The organism is Catalinimonas alkaloidigena, assembly GCF_029504655.1.
GTDB classification, from domain to species: domain Bacteria; phylum Bacteroidota; class Bacteroidia; order Cytophagales; family Cyclobacteriaceae; genus Catalinimonas; species Catalinimonas alkaloidigena.
In genome coordinates this window covers 5,667,222-5,692,896 of record NZ_JAQFIL010000001.1, presented here as the reverse complement: position 1 = coordinate 5,692,896, position 25,675 = coordinate 5,667,222, and the positions used below count along the sequence as shown (strand labels likewise).

The following is a 25,675-nucleotide window of genomic DNA, read 5'->3' as shown; positions in this document are numbered from 1 at the left end:
AAGTTTGGTGTCTACATTTCTTTTACTCGCAAATCTCTCCACCTCACTTTGATTCCACCTCCATCATGGATTTGTAATGCGATAGAACCGTTGGCATCTCCGATTTTTTCATCTTCCAGTACTACCATTTCTTCTCCGTTCAGGTAGGTACTTACTTTGTCACCGATGACTTCAATACGCATCTTGTTCCATTCTCCCATATTCAGGATATCTTCTTTCTCCTCAGGAATCTGCTCCAGCCAACCCCGACCATATGATTCGTAGATACCTCCGGTATCGTTACCGGGAGGAGCTACTTCAACCTGCCAGCCGCTGATTTTGGTCCCATCCAGTGAAGAGCGGAAGAAGACACCGCTATTACCATCTGCCTCTTGTCTGAACTCCAGTTCCAGGATAAAGTCTTTGTAAGATTTTTCAGTTGCCAGGTAGCCATAAGCTGCATCCGGTCCACTTTCACAAATGATCTGCCCGTCCTCTACATACCACTTTTCGGTACCGTGAATTTTCCAGCCATCAAGATTCTCACCATTGAAGATTGGTTGAAATTCAGCTTCTTCGGAAGAAGAGCTTACCGCTTCAGTATTGCTACTGCTGTCGTTTTCTGAGGTGCTGTCGCTGGAAGGCTGCTGGCAGGCAAACATGCTGGCCGCTAAAGTGAGTGCTAAGTAGGTTTTTTTCGTCATGCTTTGTTCAAATGAATTTGAAAAGATAAAATTTATACTCCCGAGCAAGCATTGAAATCTGAAGGACTCACCGAGATAGTAACCTAAGAGATAAGCCATAAAATGCTTATGTATCTGAAGATAAGAGCTGTTCGTTCAATGCTTGGCTCATAAGTGGGGGTAAATTAAAGATTTTGCTATTGATTAGGAAACAAAATCGGTGCTAGTATAAATATGAGCCTATTCTGAGGAAAAACTAAACCAGTTTTTTCCAATATGTTTCGTTTGCTTTACCGGATATCCAAAGAGTTTGTCAGGTATTTGTCCCTCAAGCAAAAAAATAAACCCATTCCTTTGTTCAGGCATGCGGTCTACCCAATAAGCGACGTAGTTTTCTCCTTTTTCATAGCTCCTCACATCTATGGAAGCCAACTGATTATATAATTTCTCTTCGTCAGCAGCGGTAGTTTTATCTAAAGTTTGCCGGTTGATCTGCTCAAAATATGTATAACGCTGCTGAAAAAAGTGTTGCTCAGCCTGCGCTGTAAACCTCTGGTGAAAAAAAGGATAAGGCGCTAATAATAGAAATGATAAAATAATTATAGCCCATTGGTTTTTCCGCTTTGAGAAACTACTACTGACAAGTGCCATAATCAGCAACAGCATAAGCCAGAGTACAAGCTGTAAGTGCAGGAAAAGAAAAGCTTCGTGATAACTATGGGTAAGCGGACGAGTGTACAGTTTATAAAAAGCAAGAAATAGCAAAGCACTACCAGATATACGAATCAGCCACTCGGTTTTTTTGCCCAGCATTACATTCAAAGTCTAGATTTCCAAAAGCTTAATTATTTATGGTCGCCATGAAATGGTCACTGTGAAGAGGTTACCACAAAACGGTCACCATCATGCACATCGCCCTGTAGTGGCAAAGCCTTGCCGGTGGCGTTGGTCACCACTTTTCTTCTGGATAGAATGTCACGAAAAATTGACTCTGAATACTTCATGATCGCATCACCCACATTAGCCCCTCTGAATAAACGCAGAGGCTCTTCATTTACAAAAACAGTCATAATATCGCTATAAATTTGAGCGTATTAGAAATATTGATGATAAAAGAATACTGATGTTTAAGGAAGATAAGCATAGAGAAGTTCCCTTTGTAAAGCATCTCTCAAGAACGTGGCTCTCGTATGTAGATGAGATGATACCTTTGGTCTAAAATCTGCGTTGAATATAGATTTCGCTAATACAAAATCTATCATAATCGTTGGAAACTTAAAGTTATCTCCTATTTAACTTGCGTTGAATACTGCAATGATCAGAAAAAAAGAAACTTCAGACAAACTTGTAAGCGGAATTTCTCTTCTTATATTAATTCTTAAATTTGTTAATCTCCCGAATTAGCTAAAATTCATTTTGTATGAATACAAAGTATCGTGCTAGTCTCCTGACTATACTATTTTTCCTGACATATCATTTCGCGGCCATTGCCCAGGCACCTGAAAAACTTTCAGCGGCTGAGATTCAACTGGCGCTGAAGAAGCTAAACAGCCTGGGTACTGCACTTTATGTGGCAGCGCACCCTGACGACGAGAATCAGGTGGTGATCGGTTACCTCTCACAAACTAAACTCATGAACACCGGCTATTTGGCCCTTACCCGCGGTGATGGCGGACAAAATCTTATCGGCCCTGAAATCAGGGAAAAACTGGGCGTATTGCGCAGCCAGGAGCTGATTCAGGCACGTAGTGTAGATGGAAGCAAGCAATTCTTTAGCAGAGCCATTGACTTTGGCTACTCTAAAACTGCCGAAGAAACGCTGGAGCTTTGGGATAAAGACAAAATACTTTCCGATGTAGTTTGGGTGATCCGTAAGTTTCAGCCAGATGTAATGATTACCCGTTTTCCCCCTGACGAGAGAGCAGGCCACGGTCATCATACCACATCAGGGATACTGGCAGCGGAAGCTTTTGACCTGGCTGCTGATCCGGAAGCATTTCCCGAACAGCTAAAATACGTAGAGCTGTGGCAGCCTACCCGCCTGGTATTTAACGAAAGCAGCTGGATGACAGAAGACATAGAGAAAAAAAGTGTAGATAATGACTCCATCCTTAGCATAGACCTGGGGGCATACAACCCGCTGCTGGGCAAGTCAGTAACTGAAATTGCTGCTGAGAGTCGCAGCAAACACCAGAGTCAGGGTTTTGGGGCTACCGGCTCCAGAGGACCTGATGTTGAGTACTTCAGACATGTCAAAGGTGAGATGGCTGAAGATGAACTATTTGATGGTATTAATACCAGCTGGTCCAGGGTAGAAGGAGGGGAGAAAGTAGGGCAGCTTCTGGCGCAGGCATACACTTCTTTTCGTCCGGAAAATCCTGCTGCCGTTGTTTCCAAACTCATGGATGCTTCTGAAGCACTGAACCAGCTGGAAGATGGGTATTGGAAGAGCGTAAAAAGAGAAGAACTAGATAAAGTTATCAAGGCTTGCCTGGGTTTGTATCTGGAAGTACGCAGTGGTACCAACGCGCTCAGCCGCAGGTTTCGCTCCAACAGCCGCTCAGGTATCGCCGAATACTCTACCACACCGGGAGATTCAGTAGTACTTAATGTAGAAGCAATCAACCGCTCTGCCGTGCCCGTAGAATTGAGAAGTGTTTCTTTTACCAGTATCAGTAAAGATACAACGATCAATACCGCACTTGAGGATAATAAACCTTTGGATTACAAGACAGACGTACTGATTCCTCAGGATCTGCCATATTCGGGCCCTTACTGGCTGCGCAAGCCACACGATGGGTTCAGCTTTACGGTAGATGATCAGCAGTTGATTGGGCTGGATGATACGCCACCGGCGGTAGAAGGTATTTTCAAACTTACTGTGGACAGCAGGCCTCTAGATATAAAAGTTCCTGTAGTATACAAAAGAAATGATGCGCGTTCTGGTGAAACCTATCGCCCTTTTATCATTACGCCACCGGTCTATGTTGAAATAGAAGGTGATGTGCATGTATTTGCCGAACAGGAAGCTAAGGCGATCCATGTAACTGTAAAGGCAGGAAAATCTGGTATTGAAGGAAAAGTTTCGTTGGACCTTCCAGATGGCTGGGCGTCTGATCCTTCTTCATTTGATTACAGTATCGCGCTAAAAGGACAGGAAGAAGAGTTTGTCTTTAGCGTGCTGCCTCCACAAGCTCAGAGCGTGGGAGAGGTAAAGGCCGTAGCTGAGCAGTCCGGAGAGTCGTATGCTCAGAGCATGCTTACCATTGCTTACGAGCATATTCCTACCCAAACGCTTTTTCCGACAGCATCGGCACAATTGGTGAAACTTGATATTCGCAAAGAGGGGGAAACCATCGGCTACATTATGGGGGCCGGAGATGAAGTGCCCAAAGCTTTGGAGGAAATTGGTTATAACGTATCTATTTTAAGCAGTGATGATATGGACGTAAGTCAGCTGAGCACTTATGATGCGATTATGATCGGAATACGAGCGTACAATACAGTGGATTGGTTGAGGTACCAAAACAGCAAGCTGTTACAATATGTAGAGAAGGGAGGGACGCTGATCACTCAATACAATACCGGACATATGTTGCTTACGCAGAATTTTTCTCCTTATAAGCTTAACATATCCCGTGATCGTGTGGCTGACGAAAAGGCTGAAGTTCGTTTTTTACAGGAAGACCACCCTCTGCTGAATACGCCCAACAAAATTACTACACAAGATTTTGATAACTGGGTACAGGAGAGAGGCTTGTATTTTCCTGATGAATGGGATGAAGAGCAATTTGAGCCTGTGCTTTCCATGAATGATCCGGGAGAAGATCCCAAAAAAGGATCGTTACTGGTAGCCAGGTACGGAAAAGGGTATTATATATACTCGGGCTTATCTTTCTTTAGAGAGCTTCCTGCCGGAGTCCCCGGAGCATATCGTCTGCTTACCAATATGATCTCTATTGGCAAGAGTCCGGAAACCGGGAGGTAGTTTCCAAAAATCCAAGCCTCAATGATCGAAATGAAATAGGTGGATCTGCTAAACTATTACAGTTTGGCAGATCTATTGAACCCTTATATGCCGGCAACAACTTAGTCCTATTTTATTCCCGGTGTACCCTGCGTTAGAGGTACATTCACAGTGATGGGAACTTTACCCGCCTCTGTGACCTGTACTGCTACACCTTCATCTGTGCTGCTGATAATTTCTGCTTTTACCTCAGGGACTTTACCTTTGGCAGGCATAAGTAGCCAGGCAAAAGTAGAAGGTTCATCAATATCAGCAGTGTATACCAGCGTAGGATTAGGGACTTTCTTGCCATAGTCAGCGCTGTACCACCCCTGCTTATAAGGCTCTTCCTTTCCCTGAACCATTTCTACCTTCCAGTCAGTTGCGCCAAGCGGTACAATGCGCAGATTGCCTTCTCCTTCATCAGTGCTCACCACCTCTTTCCCTTCTATGCTGACGGTACAATGGGGAGCGTAGTGCCAGAGTGCTTCCAACTGATGAGGGCCATCTGTATCAATATGGTCTACTACTACCCAATATTTGCCTTTCACATAAAGTACCGCTCGGCTATGTTCCACTTCACCTTCCACCCCATTGAAGCCGGAGGAGAAAGTTCCTCTTGCATAATCAAACTCGGGTGTATTCACATAGTCTGTCCCTTCTTCAAGTGGCGCTTCCACCATAGTAGGACCACCGTTTTGTGCTTTGCCGTCTACTAATATCACATTATGCGAGAAAGAGCTACGGAAGTAACCCCGCCACATACCAGGGTCAAAACTGAAGTAGTCTTTATGTGTAAAGCGTCCGCCATCAACGAGCAAGTCTCTGCCATAAGCGGCTATTGAGATATGGAGCTTGTCACTGTGCTGATGGCCAGTACCGAAAGGACCGGCATCAAAGAAAGCCCAGTGTGCTTCTCCGTCCCAGCCATTGCGCATCACGTTGATACCTGCCCAGGGAAATACTGTGGTAGGCAAACCCTCAGGTTGTACACCTTCCGCACCATTGGTAGCAATCCACTGCCAGTCAGGGCGGTCGTAAGTCCGAGCTGCCGTGAGTACCCGGGGACGCAGATCTTCACGGTCTGAATCATTATTGAGGGGTTGGTGTCCGTCGGGACGCATGGCATAAGCCATATAATTGTACATCTCTTCAATCCTGCGGAGATAGCTATCTGGTACTTCGCGTCCTGCATGCTCAAAGTTCTGGGCCACGGATTCAAATCTGTTCAGTGCTACCCACTGGGTTTTGGTAGACAATTCTGTTTGTACGCCATCAGGATATACCTGACGGTTAATTTCTTTCCGCATCACTTCCAGTGCATATTCTGCCCAGGCGTCAGCCTCTTTAAATTCAGGAAAGGCCAGTCCTGCAAGGGCAAGGCCATTCATTTCCATAGTCGTCCAGTTGTGGCCCTGCTTATGATAATTTCTCAGATAGTAAGTCTGCTCAGGGATGCTGGCCAGCAGTAGCAGGCGTGCTGCGGGGCTAAACGCTTCCGCCGGCTGAAAACCATAGAAAGTCTGCGGCCAGGAAGCGCCTAAGCGATGCCCGGCTTCCAGATCACGCCACTGCACTTCTCCTATATCTCTCCAGTCCAGTGCGTCTCCGGAGTTAAGCACCAGGTAGATAGAATCCTCCTTGGGAGGTAAGGGGTGGTGGACTATCCAGTCTTTGAGTAGCTGTTCATATTTTTCAGCATATTTTGCCTCACCACTTTTCTGCCAGGCTTCCAGCAGTATCGGAAGATATTTCTGCCCATTGAGTGAGTAGCCAAACTCATCATCTTTGTCAGGGCCGCGATAATCCCAGTCCCAGCCCCCGCTTTCTGTAAGGCGTACCGCTGCGGTTAGTCCGCTGAAGCTGACTGTATCATGGATAAGCTGATGAGCTTCTTTGCTAACCTTATCAGCCGACATTTGCTCAGAGCTTGTCCGTAGCCAGGAACCGGAGTCAGCATTTCGGTAATAATTTACAATTGCTTCTCCGGCCGCCAGGGTATCACCCTGCTGTACGGCCTGCTGCACACTTTGTAAACCTGGATAACTGAGATCCAGCGCATCAATGAGGGTACGCATTCTATCGGGATAAGCTTCCCAGAAATCTTTAACCGACTTGAGCGATTGCCACCCTGGGGGTGCGATGGTATCTTTTCGGAATGCCTTGGCACAAGAAGCCTGAAAAAAGATACTACACAGCAATAATGAAATGATAGGAATAGAAAAAAGACGGAAAGGTGTTCGCATAGATTATTTCTATTTTAGGTGGTTGCATGACATATTACCAGACTGCTTATGCTGAGTAAGCAAAGTACTATGCCGTATTGAGTATAATACACCCTGTAACTATACAGCGTGTAAAACAAAAAATAGAAAAAACTTATGGTATTGAGAAATTACGCAGTAAAATTAGAGCGTACAACTCCTAAAATTACCGATTCAGAATCAATGGATGATAAATGAAGTTATTCAATGACGTTTAGCCTGAGCACCACATGGCGGATAGCCTTTGCTTCCCAATGTCTTTTAAGCGCCAGTCGGATACTATAGCTACCTTTGCTAAGCACTTTTAAAGAAAATAGCTGCAATTGCCTGCCTCCGGGCAGGGGTTTGTCGTCATGCATTATTTGACTGAGTAACTTGACTTCTGAATGGTTTACCTCACTAAAAGTCCATTGATAGCCAGTGCCCATTTGCGTGGGCAGTTGTATTTTGAAAACTTCCATCTGTCTTACTACTATTTCTTTGTGCTGGTCAACTTCAGTAAAAACAAGGTGATGATTGTCCCTGAGAGAAGGATCAAAATCCAGATTGATAATAAAAGTGAGGAGTACATAAATCAAAAAGAATCTTAGCATAGTAGTGATCAAAAATTTTGGTTTGACTGCATTGATTTATTAAGGCTATTTTTTTCAGGATAGGTAACATAGGTGTATCCTTCTCCTGAGGAGCGTTGTAGGGAAGCATCTCCCTCATTTCTGCCAATACAGGATAGTAAAGCGATGATGCTAATGGCAATCAGTTTGGTAAGTATGCATCTGTTAAGATGGTGTTTGCGTGCCATCACTAAAAAGTTTAAGGTTGATAGTTCAGTGAAATCCTAAAAGGATTTGGTTTACTTCTTAGTGGGTCTTTATAGAAATGTGTAACCTGGTAAGAAGAGGTTTTTTTGGAGGGAGAGGAGGGAGAAGTAAAAAGTCAGGAGAGCCTGATTGCTTGCTTAAACCTCAATAAAGGAGCAAGTGACTCCCTCATTTTTTGTTATGCTATTATGCTTTTGACCCAGGCATAAAAATCAAAATTCATGGGGTGTAGTAGCGCGTTTTAGCCTTTTAAGCTGTGCAGGCACCATCCAATTTGTATAAACAGGAGGCTACAATACAGCAAACAGCAAAATTTTTTTATGCTCAATTGTTAAACCTTGGGGGTAAAAATGTAGACACTTATTTTACCACGCTTTTGAATTGGGCTATGTTTCTGTAAATTAATAGGGTATAAGCATGGAAATAGAAGTATAATTTTTACTTATGATTATATAAAAATAATTGATAAAAATTATAGTAGGGATTGCGTAAATTAGAGTTCTTAATGAAAATAATTTAATCTAAAATGAAAGAACACACACATCCAACTTCATCAGAAGGAACCCACAAAAGTTGGGAAGTAAACGAATCAAGTAAGTGCCCCTTTATGGGCGGAGCCTTGAATTTTACTGCTGGTAGTGGTACGTCAAATCGTGATTGGTGGCCAAATCAGTTGAGGTTGAACATTCTTCGTCAGCATTCTTCTCTATCCGATCCTATGGGTAAGGACTTTAACTATGCTGAGGAATTTCAAAAACTTGACCTGAAGGCGGTTAAAAAAGATATCGTTGAAGTATTGACCACTTCTCAGGAGTGGTGGCCTGCTGACTATGGTCATTACGGCCCTTTTATCATCAGGATGGCATGGCACAGTGCAGGTACCTACCGTATCGCTGATGGCCGTGGAGGTGGAGGTACAGGCACTCAGCGTTTTGCTCCCCTCAACAGTTGGCCTGATAACGCGAACCTTGACAAAGCACGTTTGCTACTCTGGCCTGTAAAACAGAAGTATGGCAGAAGCTTATCATGGGCTGACCTGATGATTCTTGCCGGTAACTGCGCTCTTGAGTCTATGGGCTTAGAGACCTTCGGTTTCGCTGGCGGACGTGAGGACGTTTGGGAACCGGAAGAAGATATCTACTGGGGCTCAGAAGGAGAATGGTTAGGAAATAAGCAGCGCTACTCGGGTGACCATGAGCTGGAAAATCCTCTGGGAGCCGCTCACATGGGATTGATATATGTAAACCCTGAGGGACCTAACGGTAATCCTGATCCTGCCGGAGCAGCTCGTGACATACGTGAAACTTTCGGTCGTATGGCGATGAATGACTATGAGACCGTAGCCCTTATTGCCGGTGGTCATACCTTTGGTAAAACACACGGGGCCGCTGACCCTGTAGAGTATGTAGGCGCAGAACCCGAAGGTTCGTCTCTCGAGGAGATGGGTATGGGCTGGAAAAATACTTTTGGTACAGGTAATGCCGGAGACACCATTACCAGTGGACTGGAAGGTGCCTGGACAACCACGCCTACCAAGTGGAGCAACAACTACTTTGAAAACCTTTTTGGTTATGAGTGGGAAAAGACCAAGAGCCCTGCCGGTGCACATCAGTGGAAACCTGTGGGCGATGCCGGGGCAGGTACAGTGCCCGATGCACACGACCCTAACAAGAAACATGCTCCTTTCATGCTCACTACTGATATTGCCCTCAAAGTAGATCCTGAGTATGAGAGAATTTCCAGACATTTCTACGAAAATCCCGATGAGTTTGCTGACGCATTTGCACGTGCATGGTTTAAGTTAACGCATCGCGACATGGGTCCTAAAGCCCGCTATCTTGGTCCTGAAGTTCCCGAGGAAGATCTGATCTGGCAAGACCCTGTGCCTGCAGTAGACCATGAACTGGTTAATGACCAGGACATTGCTTCTCTGAAGGCCAAAATACTTGATGCCGGACTTTCTGTTTCTCAACTGGTATCTACCGCCTGGGCTTCAGCTTCAACTTTCCGTGGTTCCGACAAACGTGGTGGTGCGAATGGGGCTCGTATTCGTCTCGCACCTCAGAAAGATTGGGAAGTGAACAATCCTCCACAACTGGCAAAAGTATTAGAGACACTGGAAGGTATACAAGAAGATTTCAATAATGCCCAGGCTGGTAATAAGAAGGTTTCAATGGCTGACTTAATTGTGCTAGCCGGATGCGCAGCTATTGAAAAAGCTGCGAAAAATGCTGGTCACGAAGTAACAGTGCCTTTTACAGCGGGAAGAACTGATGCTACGCAGGAACAAACTGATGCCGAAGCATTCGCACCACTTGAGCCAAATGCGGATGGTTTCCGTAATTACATGCAGGTGCGTGAAAATATTTCTGCTTCAGCCGAGGAAATGCTGGTGGACAAAGCGCAACTACTGACACTGACTGTACCCGAAATGACAGTATTGCTGGGAGGTATGCGTGTACTTAATACGAATTATGATGGGTCTCAGCGTGGTGTTTTCACCAATCGTCCCGAGGCGCTTACGAATGATTACTTCGTTAACGTACTGGATATGGGCACCACCTGGAAGTCAGTTTCAGAGTTTGAAAACGACTTTGAGGGCCGTGATCGTGTTACCGGCGAAGTGAAGTGGAACGGTAGCCGTGTAGACCTGATCTTTGGATCTAACTCGGAGCTACGTGCTATATCTGAAGTTTACGGATGTGGGGATGCCCAGGAGAAATTCGTAAAAGACTTCATCGCGGCATGGGACAAAGTGATGAACCTTGACCGTTTTGAGCTGAAATAATTCAGCATTAAGGCGTCATTAAATAGCAAAGGTGATCTGGCAACAGATCACCTTTTTTTGTTTGATTCTAATAACCTACACCCTGTTTTGAAAGACATTATTCATCTCTGTGAATAAAAAGCTCTGTATTATTAGAATGAAAGAAATTAATCCAGAAACCTTTGGGTAAGGCCGGAGAAGGCATCTATCCTGCGGTCACGGAAGAAAGGCCAGATGCGGCGTACATCTTCGGAGCGGTGCATATCTACCTCTACCACCAGGTTTTCTTCTGCCTGATTACCTGCCTGTATCAGAAACTCCCCCTGCGGACCGGCAACAAAACTGTTGCCCCAAAACTGTATGCCGTTGGTATGTCCTGATGGGTCAGCTTCATGCCCTATACGGTTGACAGAAATTACCGGAAGCCCATTGGCTACCGCATGTCCACGCTGGGAGATCACCCACGCATCTTTTTGACGCTGCTTTTCTTCTTCCGGATCAGTAGATTCCCAACCAATAGCGGTAGGGTAGATCAGCATATCTGCCCCGGCCATCGCCATGAGGCGGGCTGCTTCCGGATACCACTGGTCCCAGCAGACCAACACGCCTAACTTCCCTATAGAAGTTTGGATAGGCTGAAAGCCCAGGTCGCCAGGTGTGAAATAAAACTTTTCGTAATAAGCCGGATCATCGGGGATGTGCATTTTGCGATACTTGCCAGCGATTGAACCATCTTTCTCAAAGACTACGGCGGTATTATGGTAAATACCGGGCGCTCTTTTTTCAAAGAGAGAGGTTACCAGTACAATGCCCAGTTTGCGAGCTACCGCTCCGAAGCGCTCAGTAGAAGGGCCGGGAATAGGCTCAGCAAGCTCAAATACATCGGTCTCTTCTGTCTGGCAGAAATATAAGCTATTGTGTAACTCTTGCAGTACGACCAGTTGCGCTCCCTGAGCAGCGCAGGCTTCAATATTCTGAATGAGCTTATTAACGTTGGCATCTACCTCCGCCTGGTTTGACTGTTGTACCAGTCCTATTTTAATGGTTTTGGTCATTGGATGTTAGGTATTAGACTATTACTCATTAGCAATCACTCCTGCTGGATACTGCATGCTAATGCAATGCAAAGAACCGTGTTGCTGAATTAATGGTTCGCAGTTGATACCAATAATTTCATGTTGGGGAAAAGCTTTTTCCAACGCCTCTTTTGCCTGCTGATTTTTGACTGCATTGGCATAAAAAGGTAGCAATACGGCTCCATTGATAATCAAAAAATTAGCATAAGTAGCGGGCAGGCGATGCCCTTCTTCATCCAGAGCAATATCTGCCATAGGCAGAGGAATGAGGCGATAAGGCTCACCTTCCAGCGTTTTGAAGTTCAGCAGTTCCTGTTCCATCTTTTGCAGGGCTTCAAAGTGTGGGTCATCCTGCTCCTGACACTGCACATAGGCGATAGTCTGCGGATCACAGAAACGGGCCAGCGTATCTACGTGGCTGTCGGTATCATCGCCCTCCAAATAGCCGTAGTGCAGCCATAGTACACGTTTGAGGTGGAATATCTTTTTTAGCTTAGCCTCTATTTCCTCTTTGTTGAGGTGATCGTTGCGGTTGGGAGCCATCAGGCAGTCTACCGTGGTGAGTAACGTACCTGCTCCATCCGACTCCAGGGCACCACCTTCCAGCACCATATGCTGGCAATTGCGATAATGTACCTTTGGTGCAAAAAGCCCATCCGTATACATCCGACGGGTAAGCAGGTTATCGTGGTTGGCAGCGAACTTGAGCCCCCAGCCGTTAAAACGAAAGTCAAGTATAACCGGCTTGCCGTCTTCTACTAAAGTAATGCCTCCATGGTCTCTTGCCCAGGTGTCATTAGTAGGTAGTTTATGCAGCCTGATATTGTTTAAATTACATCCTTTAAGCTGCGTTTTTACCTCTTCTGGCTCATGACAGATGATGAGTAGCATTTGTCTCTCAGCAATGTTTCGGGCAATTTCTGCGTAGCATTCCAGAACCTCATGGAGTGAAGCAAACCAGTCAGTACCTGCATGTGGCCAGGTAAGCTGTATGGCACTTTGCGGATGCCACTCCGCTGGAAAAAATGTGCTTGATTTTAACATTTTAAAGAAAAAAATAATAGTTGGTAATCGCTGTAATCTCTCAATCTCTTTACAATAAGTCAAGCTTTTTTCATTACTCCCTGAGCTCGCTCATGCTTTTACCTGCTTTGCTTTTGATGAATTTGTGGAGGTGGCTTTCGTCAACAAAACCAAATTCTGAGGCGATCTGCTTCATGCCGGTCTGGCTACTTTTCAGCCTTTGCTCAATCAGTTTGTAACGATACTGACTGACATAGTCTCGCAGGGTGCTGCCTACTTTTTCTTTGAAAAGCATGCCTATGTAGCTGGGAGAGTAATGAAAATGATCCGCCAGGTTTTTCAGCCTAAGCTTCCTGGGATCATAAATATTCATTTCAATATAACCCATAATTTCTTCAGCAATGCCTGATGCGGCCTGAGAAGATTTTTGTAGCGTAAAGCCCTGGCTGTTTCGTTTCACGATGAGTATGGTCACTGAGAAAAGCTGAAAAATAATTTTTCGGCTCAAGGCTTTCTGACGGTTAAACTCTTCAGAAATGATGAGCAAGAGATGCTCTACCAACTTTTGATCTGTAGCTTCGCTTAGTAAATTACCTTTTTTTCTTTCAGGACTATATAATAATTGCTCCAGGTCACGGTGCCAGAGTTCAGGCAGAGGTAATTCTCCGTGGTGGTGAAGGTATTGCCTGGTGAATTTAAAATAGACGAACCTCGTCTTTTGCTTAAGTTTAAATGCATGTACATCCTCAGGACCTAAAAGAAATAAATGCCCCGTCCTGTATTCTGACTCCACCCCATTCAGGTGATGCGTACCTGTACCCCTTACGATAAATATCAACTCAAAATGATTGTGGTTATGCATGGGATGTTCCCATTCGTCCACCTCAAAATCATCTATCATCAGGCTATCAAACTGCTTGTATCGCTTCATGATGCATATTTACATAATTACCTTAGATATTTACAAGAACTGCAAAAGCTGTCTGGAGTTTAATCGACAAAAAATGAATCATTATGCAGCAAGAGATGATAGCCTACGTATTGGCTCGTTTACCTATTGGTTTTAGTTTTTTCGGACACGGACTGGTGCGCATTCCCAAACTATCCTCCTTTGCCGAAGGTATGGCAGCATCTTTTAGCGAAACCTTGCTTCCCAATGGTGTTGTATTAGCCTTTGCCTACGCGCTGCCCTGGGTAGAATTGCTGTTGGGAATAGGTTTGTTGCTGGGCTTCGCCATGCGGAAATTTACTTTCGCAGGGGTCATGCTCATCTGTGTATTAATTTTTGGTTCCAGCCTGCAGGAGAGTTGGTCATCGGTAGCTACCCAAATGTTCTACGGACTATACCTTTCCCTCCTTTATCTTTTTGCTGACTACAATGCTTATTCAATTTATAAAGCAAAAAACTGATACTTATGGACTTGCAACTCAAGAATAAAAAAACACTGGTTACCGGCTCTACCGCAGGTATTGGCTTTGCCATCGCTCAGCTGCTGGCTGCTGAAGGTGCTGAGGTAATCATCAACGGAAGAAAAAAAGAAGATGTGGAGGAGGTTGTATCCACTATCCGTAAAGATACGAGCAACGATAAAGTAAAAGGTATCGCGGCAGATTTCTCCAAAGCTGATGAGGTCAAGAACCTCATTGCTCAGCTTCCCGAGCTGGATATCCTGATCAATAATGTTGGCATCTTTAACGAGGTGGATTTTGAAGAAACCTCTGACGAAGAGTGGTTTGAGATCTTTGAGGTGAATGTGATGAGTGGTGTCCGACTGGCCCGTTACTATTTCCCGCAGATGCTGAAGAAGAATGAAGGAAGGATCATCTTTATCTCCAGCGAATCCGCACTGAATATCCCTACGGAGATGATACACTACGGCATGACCAAAACCGCTCAGCTTTCAGTCTCCAGAGGGCTTGCCCGTTTATCCAAAGGAACGAATGTGACAGTCAATGCGGTACTGCCTGGCCCTACGCTGAGCCGAGCCAATTTAGCGGGCCTGGAAGAGGAAGCTGAAAAAGCAGGCAAAAGTCTGGATGAAGTGAAGACTGCATTTTTTGAGGAAAGAAGGCCGACCTCTTTAATTCAGCGCTTCGCTGATATTGAAGAGGTAGCTAGTATGGTGGCCTATGTGGCGAGTCCGCTTTCTTCGGCAACCAATGGCGCAGCTTTGAGAGTAGATGGAGGAGTTGTCAATGCTATTTTCTAGCTTTGCCAGTAGAATAGAGAATAGCCTCATAAAGGCTTAGAAGAATAAGAGTAATATAAACCAACAAAAAGAGTAAAAGATGAACAAAGCACTAGTAGCGCTGGCTATTGGCGGGTTCGGTATAGGTATGACCGAATTCGTAATTATGGGAATTCTCCCGGATGTGGCAAAAGCACTGGAAATCACTATCCCTCAGTCAGGACATTTTATCTCGGCCTATGCGCTAGGGGTGGTGGTAGGAGCACCATTACTAACAGGTTTAGGCAGCAAGTGGCCTGCCCACAGGATGTTATTTTACCTCATGGTATGGTTCACCATTTTCAACACTTTATCCGCCTTTGCCAACAATTATGAGTCCCTTCTGGTTTTAAGGTTTTTGTCAGGCTTACCGCATGGCGCATTTTTTGGCATAGGAGCCGTGGTGGCAGGGAAACTCTCCAAACCGGGCAAAGAGGCGCAGGCCATTGCGATTATGTTTACCGGCCTAACCATAGCCAATGTCATAGGCGTACCATTAGGTACTTACTTTGGTCATGAGTTCAGCTGGAGTGTAGCTTTTCTGATGGTAGGCGTAGTAGGGATTATGGCGATGTTGAGCATCAAATACTGGATGCCTGAGTTGCCACAATCCTCTTCGGGAGGCATACGTAAAGACCTGAAAGTATTCAGGCGGCTGGAATTATGGATGGTAATTTTGCTGACTACCATAGGGACAGGCGGGTTTTTTGCCTGGTATAGTTACATCGCCCCACTCATCACGGAAGTAGCAGGTCACCCCGAAGGTGTGGTAAGTTACGCAATGATCCTGGCGGGAACAGGCATGGCCATAGGAAACCTTTTGGGAGCGAAAATGGCTGAAAAGTTTTCGCCTATCCATGCGGTAGTTTTCGCGCTTATGCTAATGGCAAGTGTGTTGGTGGCCAATACATTTTTGGCAGGAGACCCCATTGCGGTGCTGGTCATGACATTCGTGATAGGTGTAGTCGCTTTTTGTATTTCCGCCCCCATACAAATTACGATGATCAGGACAGCGAAAGGCTCCGAAATGTTAGGCTCTTCCATGAACCAGAGTGCTTTTAACATGGGCAATGCTTCCGGGGCATATCTGGCGGGCTTGCCTATCGCATTAGGTTATGGGTTTACCTCGGCAGACCTGGTAGGCGCGGCACTGGCAGGTATGGGAGTTTTCATAGCCCTTGCCATCATCTTGATTAGAAAGAAGAAAATGAATTTAGTACCGATAAACCGATAGTATCATGCATAAAAGAAGATTAGGAAATACCAATTTATATACTGCCCCGATCGTTTTCGGTGGCAATGTATTTGGTTGGACATTGAACGAAAAGGAATCATTTGAAATGCTTGACGAGATACTGGCATCAGGCTTCAACACCATAGATACTGCTGATGTATATTCTCGCTGGGCTGAAGGTAATCAGGGAGGAGAGTCTGAAACTATTCTTGGGAAGTGGATGAAAGACCGCGGAAATCGCGATCAGGTCAATATCATTACTAAAGTAGGCGCTGACATGGGACAAGGCCATAAAGACCTTACGGAAGAATATATTCTGCAAGCTGCTAATGCTTCACTGAAAAGACTACAGGTAGAACAGATTGACCTTTACCTTACGCACTGGGATGATAACCGTACTCCGGTAGAAGAAACTTTAGGAGCCTATCAGAAGCTTATTGAAATGGGAAAGGTTAAATACATAGGTGCTTCCAACCTTACTCCCGACAGGTTAAAGGCATCACTGAAAGCCAGTGCGCAGCATGGACTACCCCGCTATGAGGTTTTTCAGCCGGAGTACAATCTTTACGCCCGCCAGGGTTTTGAGGAAGGTGTAGCTTCTATCTGTAAAGAGGAAGGTCTGGGCGTAATCTCTTATTTCTCACTGGCCAGCGGATTTTTGTCAGGCAAATACAGAAGTAAAGAAGACTTTGAAGGGAAAGCCCGGGCCATGTTTGCCGAAAAATACCTGGATGAAAGAGGGAAAAATATTCTTGAGGCATTGGATGATGTGGCTGCCAAACATAATGTCAGTCAGGCAGGAGTAGCGCTGGCATGGCTGGTCAATAAGCCTGTCGTCACGGCGCCTATCGCCAGTGCTACCCAAAGCAAGCATCTGCAGGCTTTCATAGAAGCCAGCCAGTTGGAACTTAGCGAAGCGGATATGGAGCAACTGGATGAAGCTTCAGCTTATATGGAGAAAGTATGATAAGGAATAGTCTGCTTATTGCTATTTTAGTATTCACCGGCTTATGGTCGGTGAATGTTTTTTTATAGCGAACAGGGGATAAGTAGAGCTTAAACAAATTTTCTTTTCTTATATACACTCAAAATTTGATTTGGGGTTTTCAACAACCAAACTCTCCCTCATAAGTACTGCTGAATCTGCCGTAAGTGGGCGGCATTAAGTAATTTATATTGCAATAAATCGTTATCTTTACTACTATGCCTACAATCTATCATGAAAAAGGTTATCGCTTTTTCTTCTATGCCGGAGACCGGGCAGAACCGGCACATGTGCATGTAGAAAAAGGTGAAAAAGACGGAAAAGTATGGCTAGAACCAGAGGTAAAGATCAAATATCTCAATGGCTTCAAGGTCCAGGAGCGCAAAGAGATCATGCATATTGTAGAAAAAAATGCAGAACTGTTAAAAGTAAAATGGTATGAATTCTTTCAATAATGATTACGATAACATAGAAAAGCTCATCTATGAAGATGGATTTAAGATCAAAGCCTTACACTTTCACCCTGACCTGGATTTGATGCTGATTGTTTTGTCCAACAAAAAAATATTAAATCGAGCTATATCTTCTTCTCCAAGGCTCAAAAAAGCTACTCTGGAACAACTCAACAATTACCGCCTAATCGGCAAAGGAGCCGGTGTTCATTGGCCGGATGTAGACGAAGACTTAAGTTTAAAAGGCTTTTTAAAAGAGGAGATTGATCGTTCTATCCGTGATATTAAGAATTCGCTCTTAGCATAATTCCTGCACAAGGTCCGTAGTAAAGTACAGCTTAATCAACTTTTCTTACCTTAAATTTACGCTGGAGTTCTATCGTCACCATTTTCAACAACCAAATTTTCCCTCATAAGTATCATATAAGGAGATATCAGCGATAGTGTTCATAAACAGATATGTTTAAAACAGTTCAGGGCTTTGTCAAAAGCATTGATTTTTTTAAAAGTGTTACCCTTCTTTTTGCCATCCTCGTCCCTTTAGGGGTTTTCAATATCCTGGACGAAATGGGGCTGGCAGTAAGTGTTGTGATGGGGGTATTTCTGTGTTCTCCCAGCGACGTGCCCGGGAGTATGCGACACATGGCTTTCGGTATCCTCATTAGCAGCATTATCGCTACCCTCACCACTCTCATTATTCATCTGTCATTTGGCTGGACATGGGCGGTGCTGCCGGTTTTGGGTACGATGGTATTCGCCAACTCAATGCTGTCGGTATATGGGTTCAGGGCTTCTCTGGTAAGCTTTTCCGGTTTGTTGGCGATTATCCTGGCTTTTGCCCGGCCTACCTCAGGCATGGCGCTATTGGTCCATGCCGGACTGATATTAACAGGAGGTGTGTGGTACCTGGGCGTAACTCTGCTGGCCCATAGCCTGGTACACCGAAGACACAATCAACTGATCTTGGCTGAGTGTATGATACTTACTGCCAAATACCTGAATACCAGAGGCAGGTTCTTACAGTCTTCTGTACATCAGGAGGATGAAAAGCAGGATGAACTATTTCTTTTGCAAACAGAAATTAATGAAAAGCACGAAAAGCTAAGAGAGCTTTTTGTAGAAGACCGGCTACGTTCAGGCGCATCATATTCCGCCAACAAGTATATCCTTATCCTGATTGAGCTGATTGACATTCTGGAGCTAGCCATCTCTAATCCCGCCAACTACCAAATCATTAGCAAGCATTTTCAGGGGCAGCTCAATGTGCTCAAACCTTTTGTGGATATCATCAATGTCGTGTCTCAGCGACTAGAAGTCCTGTCCAGGGTTATTTCCGGAGGTAAGTACCAGTCTGCCGGTACTGATATGCATTTGCTTTACCAAAGTGCGGAGGAAATGATCACAAACTACCTCAAAGAAAACCATACTACTCAGGCTGCCGAGGGGGCGGTTATACTGAGGAACTTACTGGACTACGAGCAAAAGCAGCAGCAGAAAGTAGAAAGTATTGAAAGGGTCTTGCAGGATCTGGTAGATCAGGAGCAGTTGATGCGCAGAAGTAAAGACGTTGAAAAATTTATCACCCATCAGGATTATGATCTGAGTGTGATCAAACAAAACCTTAATTCCGGCTCCACCATTTTTCGGCATGCGATTCGGCTCACTTTCACAGTACTCTTCGGCTATACACTGGGCACAGTATTGCCAATACAAATGCCCTACTGGATCATGCTGACCATTATCGTAATTATGCGCCCCAGCTATGGACTGACCAAGAGCAGGTCTATTAAACGTGTTTACGGCACTTTGATCGGGGGAGTGATTGCGTTAGGCATCGTCTTGTTTACCCAGAATCCCTATGTGTATGGTGTACTGGCTGCCGTTTCTTTGGTGTTTGCTTTCTCATTGGTACAGAAAAACTATGGTGGTTCAGCGATTTTCATCACCCTGATTGTGATTTTTCTCTATGCGCTCATTAAGCCTAATGCGCTGAATGTTATTCAGTACAGGGTGGTGGATACAGCTATGGGAGCAGGTTTATCATTTCTGGCCAGTCTTTTTTTCTGGCCTAGCTGGGAGTTTATGAGCATCCATACCGTGATCGCGGACAGCATCAAGGCAAACCGTAATTATCTTCGGGAGATCAGCGTATTTTACCAGAACAAGGGAGAAGTGCCTACTTCCTATAAGCTGGCCCGCAAAGAAGCCTTTCTTGCAATTGGTAACCTAAGTGCCGCATTTCAAAGGATGAGCCAGGAACCCAAATCTAAAAGGTTAAACCATGCCAAAATTTACGATATGGTCGTGCTCAACCATACTTTTCTTACGGCGGCCGCAGCCCTGGGTACTTTTATCCAAAATCATGTTACCACCGAGAAGTCTCAGTATGTTCAGGCATTTATTGATAGCACCGACGACCATCTTGAGCGGGCGCAGACCAGCCTGAGTACCGAAAGACCCAAAGAAGATGAGCATCATTTTAATCTGGAAGAAGCTAAATCTTATCTGGAACATCAGTTTGATGAATTAGTGAGGAGAGATGAAGTAGATTTTTCGGATAACTTAGCTACCAAAACCTTGGAAAAATATCATCAGTTACAGGAGGCTGGCCTGGTCAGTACCCAGCTTAACTGGTTGTATTCACTTTCGGAAAGCATTCAAAACATAGCGGAAGAATTGAAAACAAAAGTATGACAATTGACCTTGCGTAGATTATTATAAAAGTGAACGTACCACGCTACATGTATTCAACAACTTCTACATAAATTCTTTTTATACTAAAAAACTTGATTTTTCGCTCTATATTGGAGATTATCTTATTTTTAATAGTGCGTTCTTATTTATTTAATTTAGCTTGGAGCTATGCCTTTACAGCAGGGAAACGAATTTATCAGGGCCAGACAATACACCTCTCAAAGTGAAGAAGGCACTGTCTTTACTGTAGAACTAGTGCATACGGGTTTGCATGCCCACAAAGTATTTTCCTCAGTGGATCATCCGAAGATAGTACATGAGATAAGAGATCAGATTGATGCATGGGATGAACAATGGCGTAAGCGGCAAAATTCAACCTCAGTTCAGGAAGAACCACTGCAACTCTCCGAACTGGACAGTTTATGGCAAGGAGAAACTGAAAAAGAAGTTAACCTGAAGTCTGAATCCCTGGAAGAAGAAGCGTGGAAAGCCAGGGAAGATCAAGAGAAAGATATCGAGGAAGAAGCAGAGATTCAGTTAGAAGCAGAAGTTCAGGAAGAAACAGATACTCAGGAGCCCGAAGCATTGACAGTGGTGAGCCAGCAAAGAGTGGATGCCATACAAAATATATTACCCCAGCTTCTTGCTCAGGAAATCAGCGTAGAGTGGGAGCGCATGAAACCATTTGAAGATTTTACGGAACTTCCGCCGGCCAGGCCTTCGGGAACATTACCTACTGAGTACCCTAAAGAACCAGATTTTCGCGACTACGAATTCAGGCCAAAACTAAACCTGATAGATAAGACTATCACTCCGCTAAAGTCTAAAAAAAGAGATAAGGCCTACAGAAATTTCCAGATTGCCTACAAAAAATGGCGAGAAATATGCGAAATGATTGATAAAGAAAACATAGAGCGGAAGGAAAGGTATGCGCAGGAAGAACAGGAATGGGAAAAGGCTGTTGAGGCTTGGAAAATTAGAAAAGATGCTTTCTTCAACAAACAAGAACAAGAGCATGCTCAGATTGATCAGTTGAGAGAGGCCTATTATAATAAAGAATCAACAGCTATACTCAAGTACTGTAGAATGATAATGGAAAAAATAGCTTTTCCTGCGGGTTTTCCTATTGACTTTAAGTTTGAATATAGCCGTCATGACCACTGCCTGATGCTGGAGCTTGCCATGCCCTCCATTGAAGCTGTGCTCATGCAAAAAGAAGAAGAGCAGCTTGCTTTAGAAGTATCGGATGCTAAGGTTCACTTGAACGATGGACAAGTGATAACATTGTACAACACAGCATTGTGTGGTATCTCATTAGGTATCCTGCATGCATTATTCCAGTCTGATCAGGCCGATGCCTTTCAGCTTATCCGGTTTAATGGTTGGCTAGCCTCCATTGAAGAGGAAAGCGGCAATGAGATCAAGGAGAGTGTCATTTCTCTACATACACCTAAGGCTGAGTTTATGGAAGTTAAGCTGTCAGATGAAGATCCGGAAACACTCTTCAAGCAATTGGGAGGTGTCACCCACACTCAGTTACAAGCGTTAAAACCTGAGGAAATGGCTGAAGCGGAACCTGAGAAAGAAAATGAGCGTGAGGCTCCGCAGAAAGAAATTATTGAACAGCATGAATCTGATAACCTGGTAGCTATGCCTTGGGAAGATTTTGCGGCTTTGATCACGGAGGTTTTTGAGCATGAGTTTAACGTAGCGGGAGGAGAAGTAACGCTCATAAAATCAGATAGCAAAAGAATCTTAAAAGCTGTGGCTTTTGACCCTGATCCTATCCGGGGAGGTAAAATTGTCATTTATGCACAAAGAAAAAGAAAGAAGGTCAGTTTACCTGTCTTACAGACTTTATTTGAGCATGTAACTGAGATGAAGGCTACCAAAGGTATATTAATTACAACTGCCGAATATGAGGAAGACGCCAGGGCGTATGTCAGAGATAAACCAATCTCCCTTTTGAATGGCAAACACTTACTCTCACTGCTGGACAAGCATGGACATGCGTACAGGATAGATTTCCAGGAGGCTAAAAGCGTTGAGTAGAAAATTGCCCTGATACAGCCAGTCTTAGCCCTCTTTACCTTGCCTGATCACCGCCTCAAATGCAGGCTTGGGTTGGAAGTCCCGGCCGAAGAGTAAAGGGTAATTAGTTCTTCCACGGACAGGCCAGTTATTGAGCCAGGAGTGATGGTCAGCCACTCCCCAGAAAGTTACCCGGCTGATTTTCTCCCTATGCTTATGAAAAAGCGCAAACAGTTCGGTATAACGCTTTGCTAATTGTTTCTGTACAGCATCTGGTAGCCCGTTGGGATAAGGGTTGTACTCTGCATTTTCACCAAAGCTTTCATTTAAATCCGCGCCCTGATTACCTGGCCGGGGTAGTACATCTATATCCAGTTCGGTGACCATTACTTTTATGCCCAGTCTGGAGAAAGCAAGTATGCTGGCTTCAATCTCATCTATGGGAGGTGAAGTGAGGCTATAATGCCCCTGCATGCCAATGCCGTCAATCCGAATGCCTTTTTCTTTTAGTTTTTTGACAATGCGAATAGCGCCTTCTCTTTTAGAAGGCTTCCACAGGTTATAATCATTGTAATACAATTCCGCATTTGGAGCAGCATCATGAGCAAAAGTAAAGGCCCGGGACAAATAATCTTCTCCAATGATTGCTGACCATTTCGTTTGACGCAGGCTGCCATCCTCATTCAGGGCTTCGTTTGCTACATCCCAACCGTCAATCTTGTCCTGATATCTTCCCGCTACAGTAGCAATGTGCTGTTGCATGCGGTTAAGCAGTGTATCCTTACTTGCCGGATTGCCTTTTTCATCTTCAAATACCCAACTGGGAGTCTGCTGATGCCAGACCAGTGTATGCCCAATAATGAACATATCATTCTCTTTGCCCAGGGCTACATAATTGTCAACAGGCTGAAAATTGTAGGCATTGGGTTTAGGGTGTACCCGTTCCCATTTCAGCATATTTTCCGGAGTGATGGTGTTAAAATGTTCTTTAACAAGTGCTACTGCCTGCTTATCCTCACCATCAACCTGCCTGTTGTTGATCGCTGCGCCTATAAGGAAATCTTCCTCAAATACTTCTTTTAAGGAAGGAGTAGCCAGAAAAAATCCGGTCAAAAGCATTATGGTAATTACCACTATAGTCCCTCTTGATAGTAATTTCATTTTTCGTCAGTTTAAAAGATAAACCTATTTTATCAATCACAGCGCCTCAGAGTAATTTATTACTTTTTTGCTCGTGCGCACTTTAGATTACCATCTCGGCCTTATCCCCGGAGCAAAAGGAAAACTCAGGTTCTGATAGTATTCCAGCGACTCTTCTGGTTTTTCTACTCCTTCAGGAATGGGAAGTTTTGAGAAGGTCTGGAAATAGTTCAGGCAGGCATCTTTCCACCAATCCGCCTCTTTTTCCTGTATTTCCAGAAAAGATTTGACGTGCTGAAAGCGTTCCTGGTCAATTTCACTTTCCAGACTGTTCCACTTTTCCTGCATCAGCCGTACGCTATCTACCCCTGCCTGATAATGAAAAGCGATCTCATCCCATAAAATATTGTCTGATTTCATCTTATAATCCCAGTCCAGATGATGAAACCAGAGCAGGTATTTGTTGGGGCAGCTTTCCGGCTCACCAAATTTCCTGGCTACCGGAGGGAAATATTGTTCTACTGCATTACTGCCGGTTTCGGTACGGTCAAATCCTATCCCTTCTTTATCAGCCTGATGGTAATACACCGAAGTCCAGTCGGCGCGGGGCATTTCCGCTACCCAGGGACCAGGCCCGTAGTGATGCCCTGCGCCCATGATATGGTGTAGTCCCAGCGGTGTCATATAGTTGACAACGGCTTCATGAGAATTGAGCATCATTGTACGGATGTTTCGCATAGCGCCCTCATCATTGGAAAAGGTCATGCCTATCCACTCATCAGCGATATCTCTTGAAGACATATTCATATCCCAGGCCATTCTGCCAAAGGTGTACCAGTTGGCCTGGCCAAAATGATGTCCGGTCCAGTTGCGGTCTGTACCTATGTTGGCTACTCCGGCCATGCCGGTAATCTGATAGTTGTGTAAGCTGCCATCTATCACTTTAGCGACGGTAGCACCTTCTCCCTGGGCATAGGTGTCGGACTGTAGTACTTCTTCAAACAAAGGGGCTAGAAAGACCAGGTGTGTACCCTGTCCCAGATATTCCTGGGTGATCTGAAATTCCATCATCAGCGGAGTCTGAGGCATAGCTCCGAAAAGCGGGTGAAAAGGTTCACGGGGCTGAAAATCTATAGCTCCGTTTTTGACCTGTACCATTACATTATCCCGAAACGCACCATCCAGAGGTTTAAACTCATTATATGCTTGCTTGGCCCGGTCTTCAGGCTCCTCCTCGCTGTATACAAAAGCACGCCACATCACGATGCCACCGTGCTCAGCTACAGCATCGGCCAGCATATTGGCGCCATCGGCATGTGTTCTGCCGTAGTTCTGCGGACCGGGCTGGCCTTCCGAATTGGCTTTGACCAGGAATCCTCCGAAGTCAGGAATAAATTCATAGATTTCATTTGCTTTTTCGTTCCACCACTGCTGTACTTCGGGATCAAGGGGGTCAGCAGTTTCCAGTCCGCCGATTTCTACCGGAGCGCTGAAGCGGGCGGTAAGGTATACTTTGATTCCGAAGGGACGAAATACATCCGCCAGAGCAGCGGCTTTTTCCAGATAATGAGGGGTAAGCACTAGCGCGTTGGCGTTGACATTGGTCAGCACTGTACCATTGATGCCGATAGATGCATTGGCACGGGCATAATCTATGTAATGAGGGGCAATATATTCAGGAAGTCTGTGCCAGTCCCAGATGGAGAAGCCTGCGTAGCCTCTCTCTACGGTTCGGTCCAGGTTATCCCAGTGGTTCAACACCCTATGCATCACATCCGGTGTGCTTTGGATGGATAGCTTATCGATGCGTTGATGTGTTTGTAAAAGCCGCAGGTAGTGAAATATTCCATATAAAACACCTACATCATGCTTTGCTGTAATGATGGTTGTCGGGTGAGTGTTGACAGTCTTTTGTGTAATAATATATCCTTCGTCAGCTAACGTATCCAGTTGGGCATTAAGGTTAAGCGAAGCAATCAAAGGAGAAGAAGAAGGGGTGCCGGCCAGTAGCATGCCGTCTTGCTCAACAGATTGCAGTGAAGGCATATACGCTCCCAGCAGGCCGCTTAAACCCAGCTGTAATTCCTTACGGATCACTTCAAAGGTTGGGGACTCACCTTCAACCAGCCAGCCACCGATGGCTTCCCGGTAGGTGTTTAGCTGTTGTGCATCTTTAACCTGATCATACCTCAGCCAAAGGCGGTAACCATCTTCAGCCTGTATACTGTTGGTTACAAAAGAAAAAATCAGTACAAAAAACAGTGAGTTTACTTTCATATAGCTAGGCAATCAATG

General features: G+C 44.8%; 21 protein-coding genes. 10 read left to right on the top strand and 11 right to left on the bottom strand.

Translation table 11 applies throughout. From position 1 onward, the window contains the following. Positions 1-11 precede the first annotated feature (11 nt). The 3 genes from OKW21_RS23145 to OKW21_RS23135 form a co-directional block, all read right to left on the bottom strand. Positions 12-683, bottom strand: coding sequence for a 3-keto-disaccharide hydrolase (locus OKW21_RS23145; RefSeq protein ID WP_277484020.1), 672 nt, complete (start codon positions 681-683; stop codon positions 12-14). Between the two features lie 219 nt (positions 684-902). After that, positions 903-1,475, bottom strand: a complete 573-nt coding sequence (locus OKW21_RS23140) for a hypothetical protein (protein ID WP_277484018.1) — start codon at positions 1,473-1,475, stop codon at positions 903-905. A gap of 56 nt (positions 1,476-1,531) precedes the next feature. Continuing rightward, positions 1,532-1,732 (bottom strand): hypothetical protein, encoded by a 201-nt coding sequence (locus OKW21_RS23135; RefSeq protein ID WP_277484016.1) that lies wholly within the window; start codon positions 1,730-1,732, stop codon positions 1,532-1,534. Positions 1,733-2,082: 350 nt separating this feature from the next. Here OKW21_RS23135 and OKW21_RS23130 point away from each other — a divergent pair, with 350 nt between their 5' ends. After that, entirely contained in the window at positions 2,083-4,650 is a 2,568-nt protein-coding gene (locus OKW21_RS23130) for a PIG-L deacetylase family protein (protein ID WP_277484013.1), read from the top strand. Between the two features lie 107 nt (positions 4,651-4,757). On the opposite strand, the gene OKW21_RS23125 is transcribed toward OKW21_RS23130, so the two are convergent. The 3 genes from OKW21_RS23125 to OKW21_RS23115 all read right to left on the bottom strand — a co-directional run bounded on the left by OKW21_RS23125 (position 4,758) and on the right by OKW21_RS23115 (position 7,731). Continuing rightward, entirely contained in the window at positions 4,758-6,914 is a 2,157-nt protein-coding gene (locus tag OKW21_RS23125) for an alginate lyase family protein (RefSeq protein ID WP_277484011.1), read from the bottom strand. Between the two features lie 218 nt (positions 6,915-7,132). Next, entirely contained in the window at positions 7,133-7,525 is a 393-nt protein-coding gene (locus OKW21_RS23120) for a protease inhibitor I42 family protein (protein ID WP_277484007.1), read from the bottom strand. 8 nt (positions 7,526-7,533) lie between these two features. Next, on the bottom strand, positions 7,534-7,731 hold the full coding sequence (locus OKW21_RS23115) for a hypothetical protein (protein WP_277484004.1): 198 nt from the start codon (positions 7,729-7,731) through the stop codon (positions 7,534-7,536). Positions 7,732-8,276: 545 nt separating this feature from the next. On the opposite strand from OKW21_RS23115, the gene katG reads away from it, so the two are divergent. Continuing rightward, positions 8,277-10,538: a catalase/peroxidase HPI gene (gene katG / locus OKW21_RS23110; protein WP_277484002.1), complete on the top strand. Its 2,262-nt coding sequence runs from the start codon at positions 8,277-8,279 to the stop codon at positions 10,536-10,538. Between the two features lie 146 nt (positions 10,539-10,684). Here katG and OKW21_RS23105 read toward each other — a convergent pair whose 3' ends face one another. The 3 genes from OKW21_RS23105 to OKW21_RS23095 form a co-directional block, all read right to left on the bottom strand. Continuing rightward, positions 10,685-11,572: a carbon-nitrogen hydrolase gene (locus OKW21_RS23105; protein WP_277484000.1), complete on the bottom strand. Its 888-nt coding sequence runs from the start codon at positions 11,570-11,572 to the stop codon at positions 10,685-10,687. A gap of 21 nt (positions 11,573-11,593) precedes the next feature. Further along, complete coding sequence (locus OKW21_RS23100) at positions 11,594-12,637, bottom strand: agmatine deiminase family protein (RefSeq protein WP_277483998.1); 1,044 nt, start codon at positions 12,635-12,637, stop codon at positions 11,594-11,596. Between the two features lie 73 nt (positions 12,638-12,710). Next, the gene (locus OKW21_RS23095; RefSeq protein ID WP_277483996.1) at positions 12,711-13,547 is read right to left on the bottom strand and encodes a helix-turn-helix transcriptional regulator; all 837 of its coding nucleotides are present in this window, start codon (positions 13,545-13,547) and stop codon (positions 12,711-12,713) included. An 83-nt stretch (positions 13,548-13,630) separates the two neighbouring features. On the opposite strand from OKW21_RS23095, the gene OKW21_RS23090 reads away from it, so the two are divergent. The 8 genes from OKW21_RS23090 (at position 13,631) to OKW21_RS23055 (ending at position 22,261) form a co-directional block, all read left to right on the top strand. After that, positions 13,631-14,026 (top strand): DoxX family membrane protein, encoded by a 396-nt coding sequence (locus tag OKW21_RS23090; RefSeq protein ID WP_277483994.1) that lies wholly within the window; start codon positions 13,631-13,633, stop codon positions 14,024-14,026. A 5-nt stretch (positions 14,027-14,031) separates the two neighbouring features. After that, entirely contained in the window at positions 14,032-14,826 is a 795-nt protein-coding gene (locus tag OKW21_RS23085) for an SDR family NAD(P)-dependent oxidoreductase (protein ID WP_277483990.1), read from the top strand. Positions 14,827-14,905: 79 nt separating this feature from the next. After that, positions 14,906-16,078 (top strand): MFS transporter, encoded by a 1,173-nt coding sequence (locus tag OKW21_RS23080; protein WP_277483988.1) that lies wholly within the window; start codon positions 14,906-14,908, stop codon positions 16,076-16,078. A 4-nt stretch (positions 16,079-16,082) separates the two neighbouring features. Beyond that, positions 16,083-17,045 carry an aldo/keto reductase gene (locus tag OKW21_RS23075; RefSeq protein ID WP_277483986.1) on the top strand — a complete coding sequence of 321 codons (963 nt, stop codon included), beginning with the start codon at positions 16,083-16,085 and terminating at the stop codon, positions 17,043-17,045. Between the two features lie 236 nt (positions 17,046-17,281). Next, complete coding sequence (locus OKW21_RS23070) at positions 17,282-17,518, top strand: DUF4160 domain-containing protein (RefSeq protein WP_277483985.1); 237 nt, start codon at positions 17,282-17,284, stop codon at positions 17,516-17,518. Further along, a complete protein-coding gene (locus tag OKW21_RS23065) occupies positions 17,502-17,822 on the top strand; it encodes a DUF2442 domain-containing protein (protein WP_277483983.1) in 321 nt (106 codons plus the stop codon). Before OKW21_RS23070 ends, OKW21_RS23065 begins: the two co-directional genes overlap by 17 nt. 152 nt (positions 17,823-17,974) lie before the next feature. Further along, positions 17,975-20,209 (top strand): FUSC family protein, encoded by a 2,235-nt coding sequence (locus OKW21_RS23060; protein WP_277483981.1) that lies wholly within the window; start codon positions 17,975-17,977, stop codon positions 20,207-20,209. Positions 20,210-20,377: 168 nt separating this feature from the next. Beyond that, a complete protein-coding gene (locus OKW21_RS23055; RefSeq protein ID WP_277483979.1) occupies positions 20,378-22,261 on the top strand; it encodes a restriction endonuclease in 1,884 nt (627 codons plus the stop codon). Positions 22,262-22,285: 24 nt separating this feature from the next. Here the strand turns inward: OKW21_RS23055 and OKW21_RS23050 are convergent, their stop codons facing one another. Together OKW21_RS23050 and OKW21_RS23045 are read right to left on the bottom strand one after the other, a co-directional pair. Then, positions 22,286-23,401 carry an endo-1,4-beta-xylanase gene (locus tag OKW21_RS23050; RefSeq protein WP_277483977.1) on the bottom strand — a complete coding sequence of 372 codons (1,116 nt, stop codon included), beginning with the start codon at positions 23,399-23,401 and terminating at the stop codon, positions 22,286-22,288. Between the two features lie 87 nt (positions 23,402-23,488). After that, complete coding sequence (locus tag OKW21_RS23045; RefSeq protein ID WP_277483975.1) at positions 23,489-25,657, bottom strand: alpha-glucuronidase family glycosyl hydrolase; 2,169 nt, start codon at positions 25,655-25,657, stop codon at positions 23,489-23,491. Positions 25,658-25,675 lie beyond the last annotated feature (18 nt).

Coding starts and splice junctions, on each gene's coding strand:
- OKW21_RS23145 (WP_277484020.1), bottom strand. CDS start 683: ATGACGAAAAAAACCTACTTAGCACTCACTTTAGCGGCCAGCATGTTT.
- OKW21_RS23140 (WP_277484018.1), bottom strand. CDS start 1,475: ATGCTGGGCAAAAAAACCGAGTGGCTGATTCGTATATCTGGTAGTGCT.
- OKW21_RS23135 (WP_277484016.1), bottom strand. CDS start 1,732: ATGACTGTTTTTGTAAATGAAGAGCCTCTGCGTTTATTCAGAGGGGCT.
- OKW21_RS23130 (WP_277484013.1), top strand. CDS start 2,083: ATGAATACAAAGTATCGTGCTAGTCTCCTGACTATACTATTTTTCCTG.
- OKW21_RS23125 (WP_277484011.1), bottom strand. CDS start 6,914: ATGCGAACACCTTTCCGTCTTTTTTCTATTCCTATCATTTCATTATTG.
- OKW21_RS23120 (WP_277484007.1), bottom strand. CDS start 7,525: ATGCTAAGATTCTTTTTGATTTATGTACTCCTCACTTTTATTATCAAT.
- OKW21_RS23115 (WP_277484004.1), bottom strand. CDS start 7,731: ATGGCACGCAAACACCATCTTAACAGATGCATACTTACCAAACTGATT.
- katG (WP_277484002.1), top strand. CDS start 8,277: ATGAAAGAACACACACATCCAACTTCATCAGAAGGAACCCACAAAAGT.
- OKW21_RS23105 (WP_277484000.1), bottom strand. CDS start 11,572: ATGACCAAAACCATTAAAATAGGACTGGTACAACAGTCAAACCAGGCG.
- OKW21_RS23100 (WP_277483998.1), bottom strand. CDS start 12,637: ATGTTAAAATCAAGCACATTTTTTCCAGCGGAGTGGCATCCGCAAAGT.
- OKW21_RS23095 (WP_277483996.1), bottom strand. CDS start 13,547: ATGAAGCGATACAAGCAGTTTGATAGCCTGATGATAGATGATTTTGAG.
- OKW21_RS23090 (WP_277483994.1), top strand. CDS start 13,631: ATGCAGCAAGAGATGATAGCCTACGTATTGGCTCGTTTACCTATTGGT.
- OKW21_RS23085 (WP_277483990.1), top strand. CDS start 14,032: ATGGACTTGCAACTCAAGAATAAAAAAACACTGGTTACCGGCTCTACC.
- OKW21_RS23080 (WP_277483988.1), top strand. CDS start 14,906: ATGAACAAAGCACTAGTAGCGCTGGCTATTGGCGGGTTCGGTATAGGT.
- OKW21_RS23075 (WP_277483986.1), top strand. CDS start 16,083: ATGCATAAAAGAAGATTAGGAAATACCAATTTATATACTGCCCCGATC.
- OKW21_RS23070 (WP_277483985.1), top strand. CDS start 17,282: ATGCCTACAATCTATCATGAAAAAGGTTATCGCTTTTTCTTCTATGCC.
- OKW21_RS23065 (WP_277483983.1), top strand. CDS start 17,502: ATGAATTCTTTCAATAATGATTACGATAACATAGAAAAGCTCATCTAT.
- OKW21_RS23060 (WP_277483981.1), top strand. CDS start 17,975: ATGTTTAAAACAGTTCAGGGCTTTGTCAAAAGCATTGATTTTTTTAAA.
- OKW21_RS23055 (WP_277483979.1), top strand. CDS start 20,378: ATGCCTTTACAGCAGGGAAACGAATTTATCAGGGCCAGACAATACACC.
- OKW21_RS23050 (WP_277483977.1), bottom strand. CDS start 23,401: ATGAAATTACTATCAAGAGGGACTATAGTGGTAATTACCATAATGCTT.
- OKW21_RS23045 (WP_277483975.1), bottom strand. CDS start 25,657: ATGAAAGTAAACTCACTGTTTTTTGTACTGATTTTTTCTTTTGTAACC.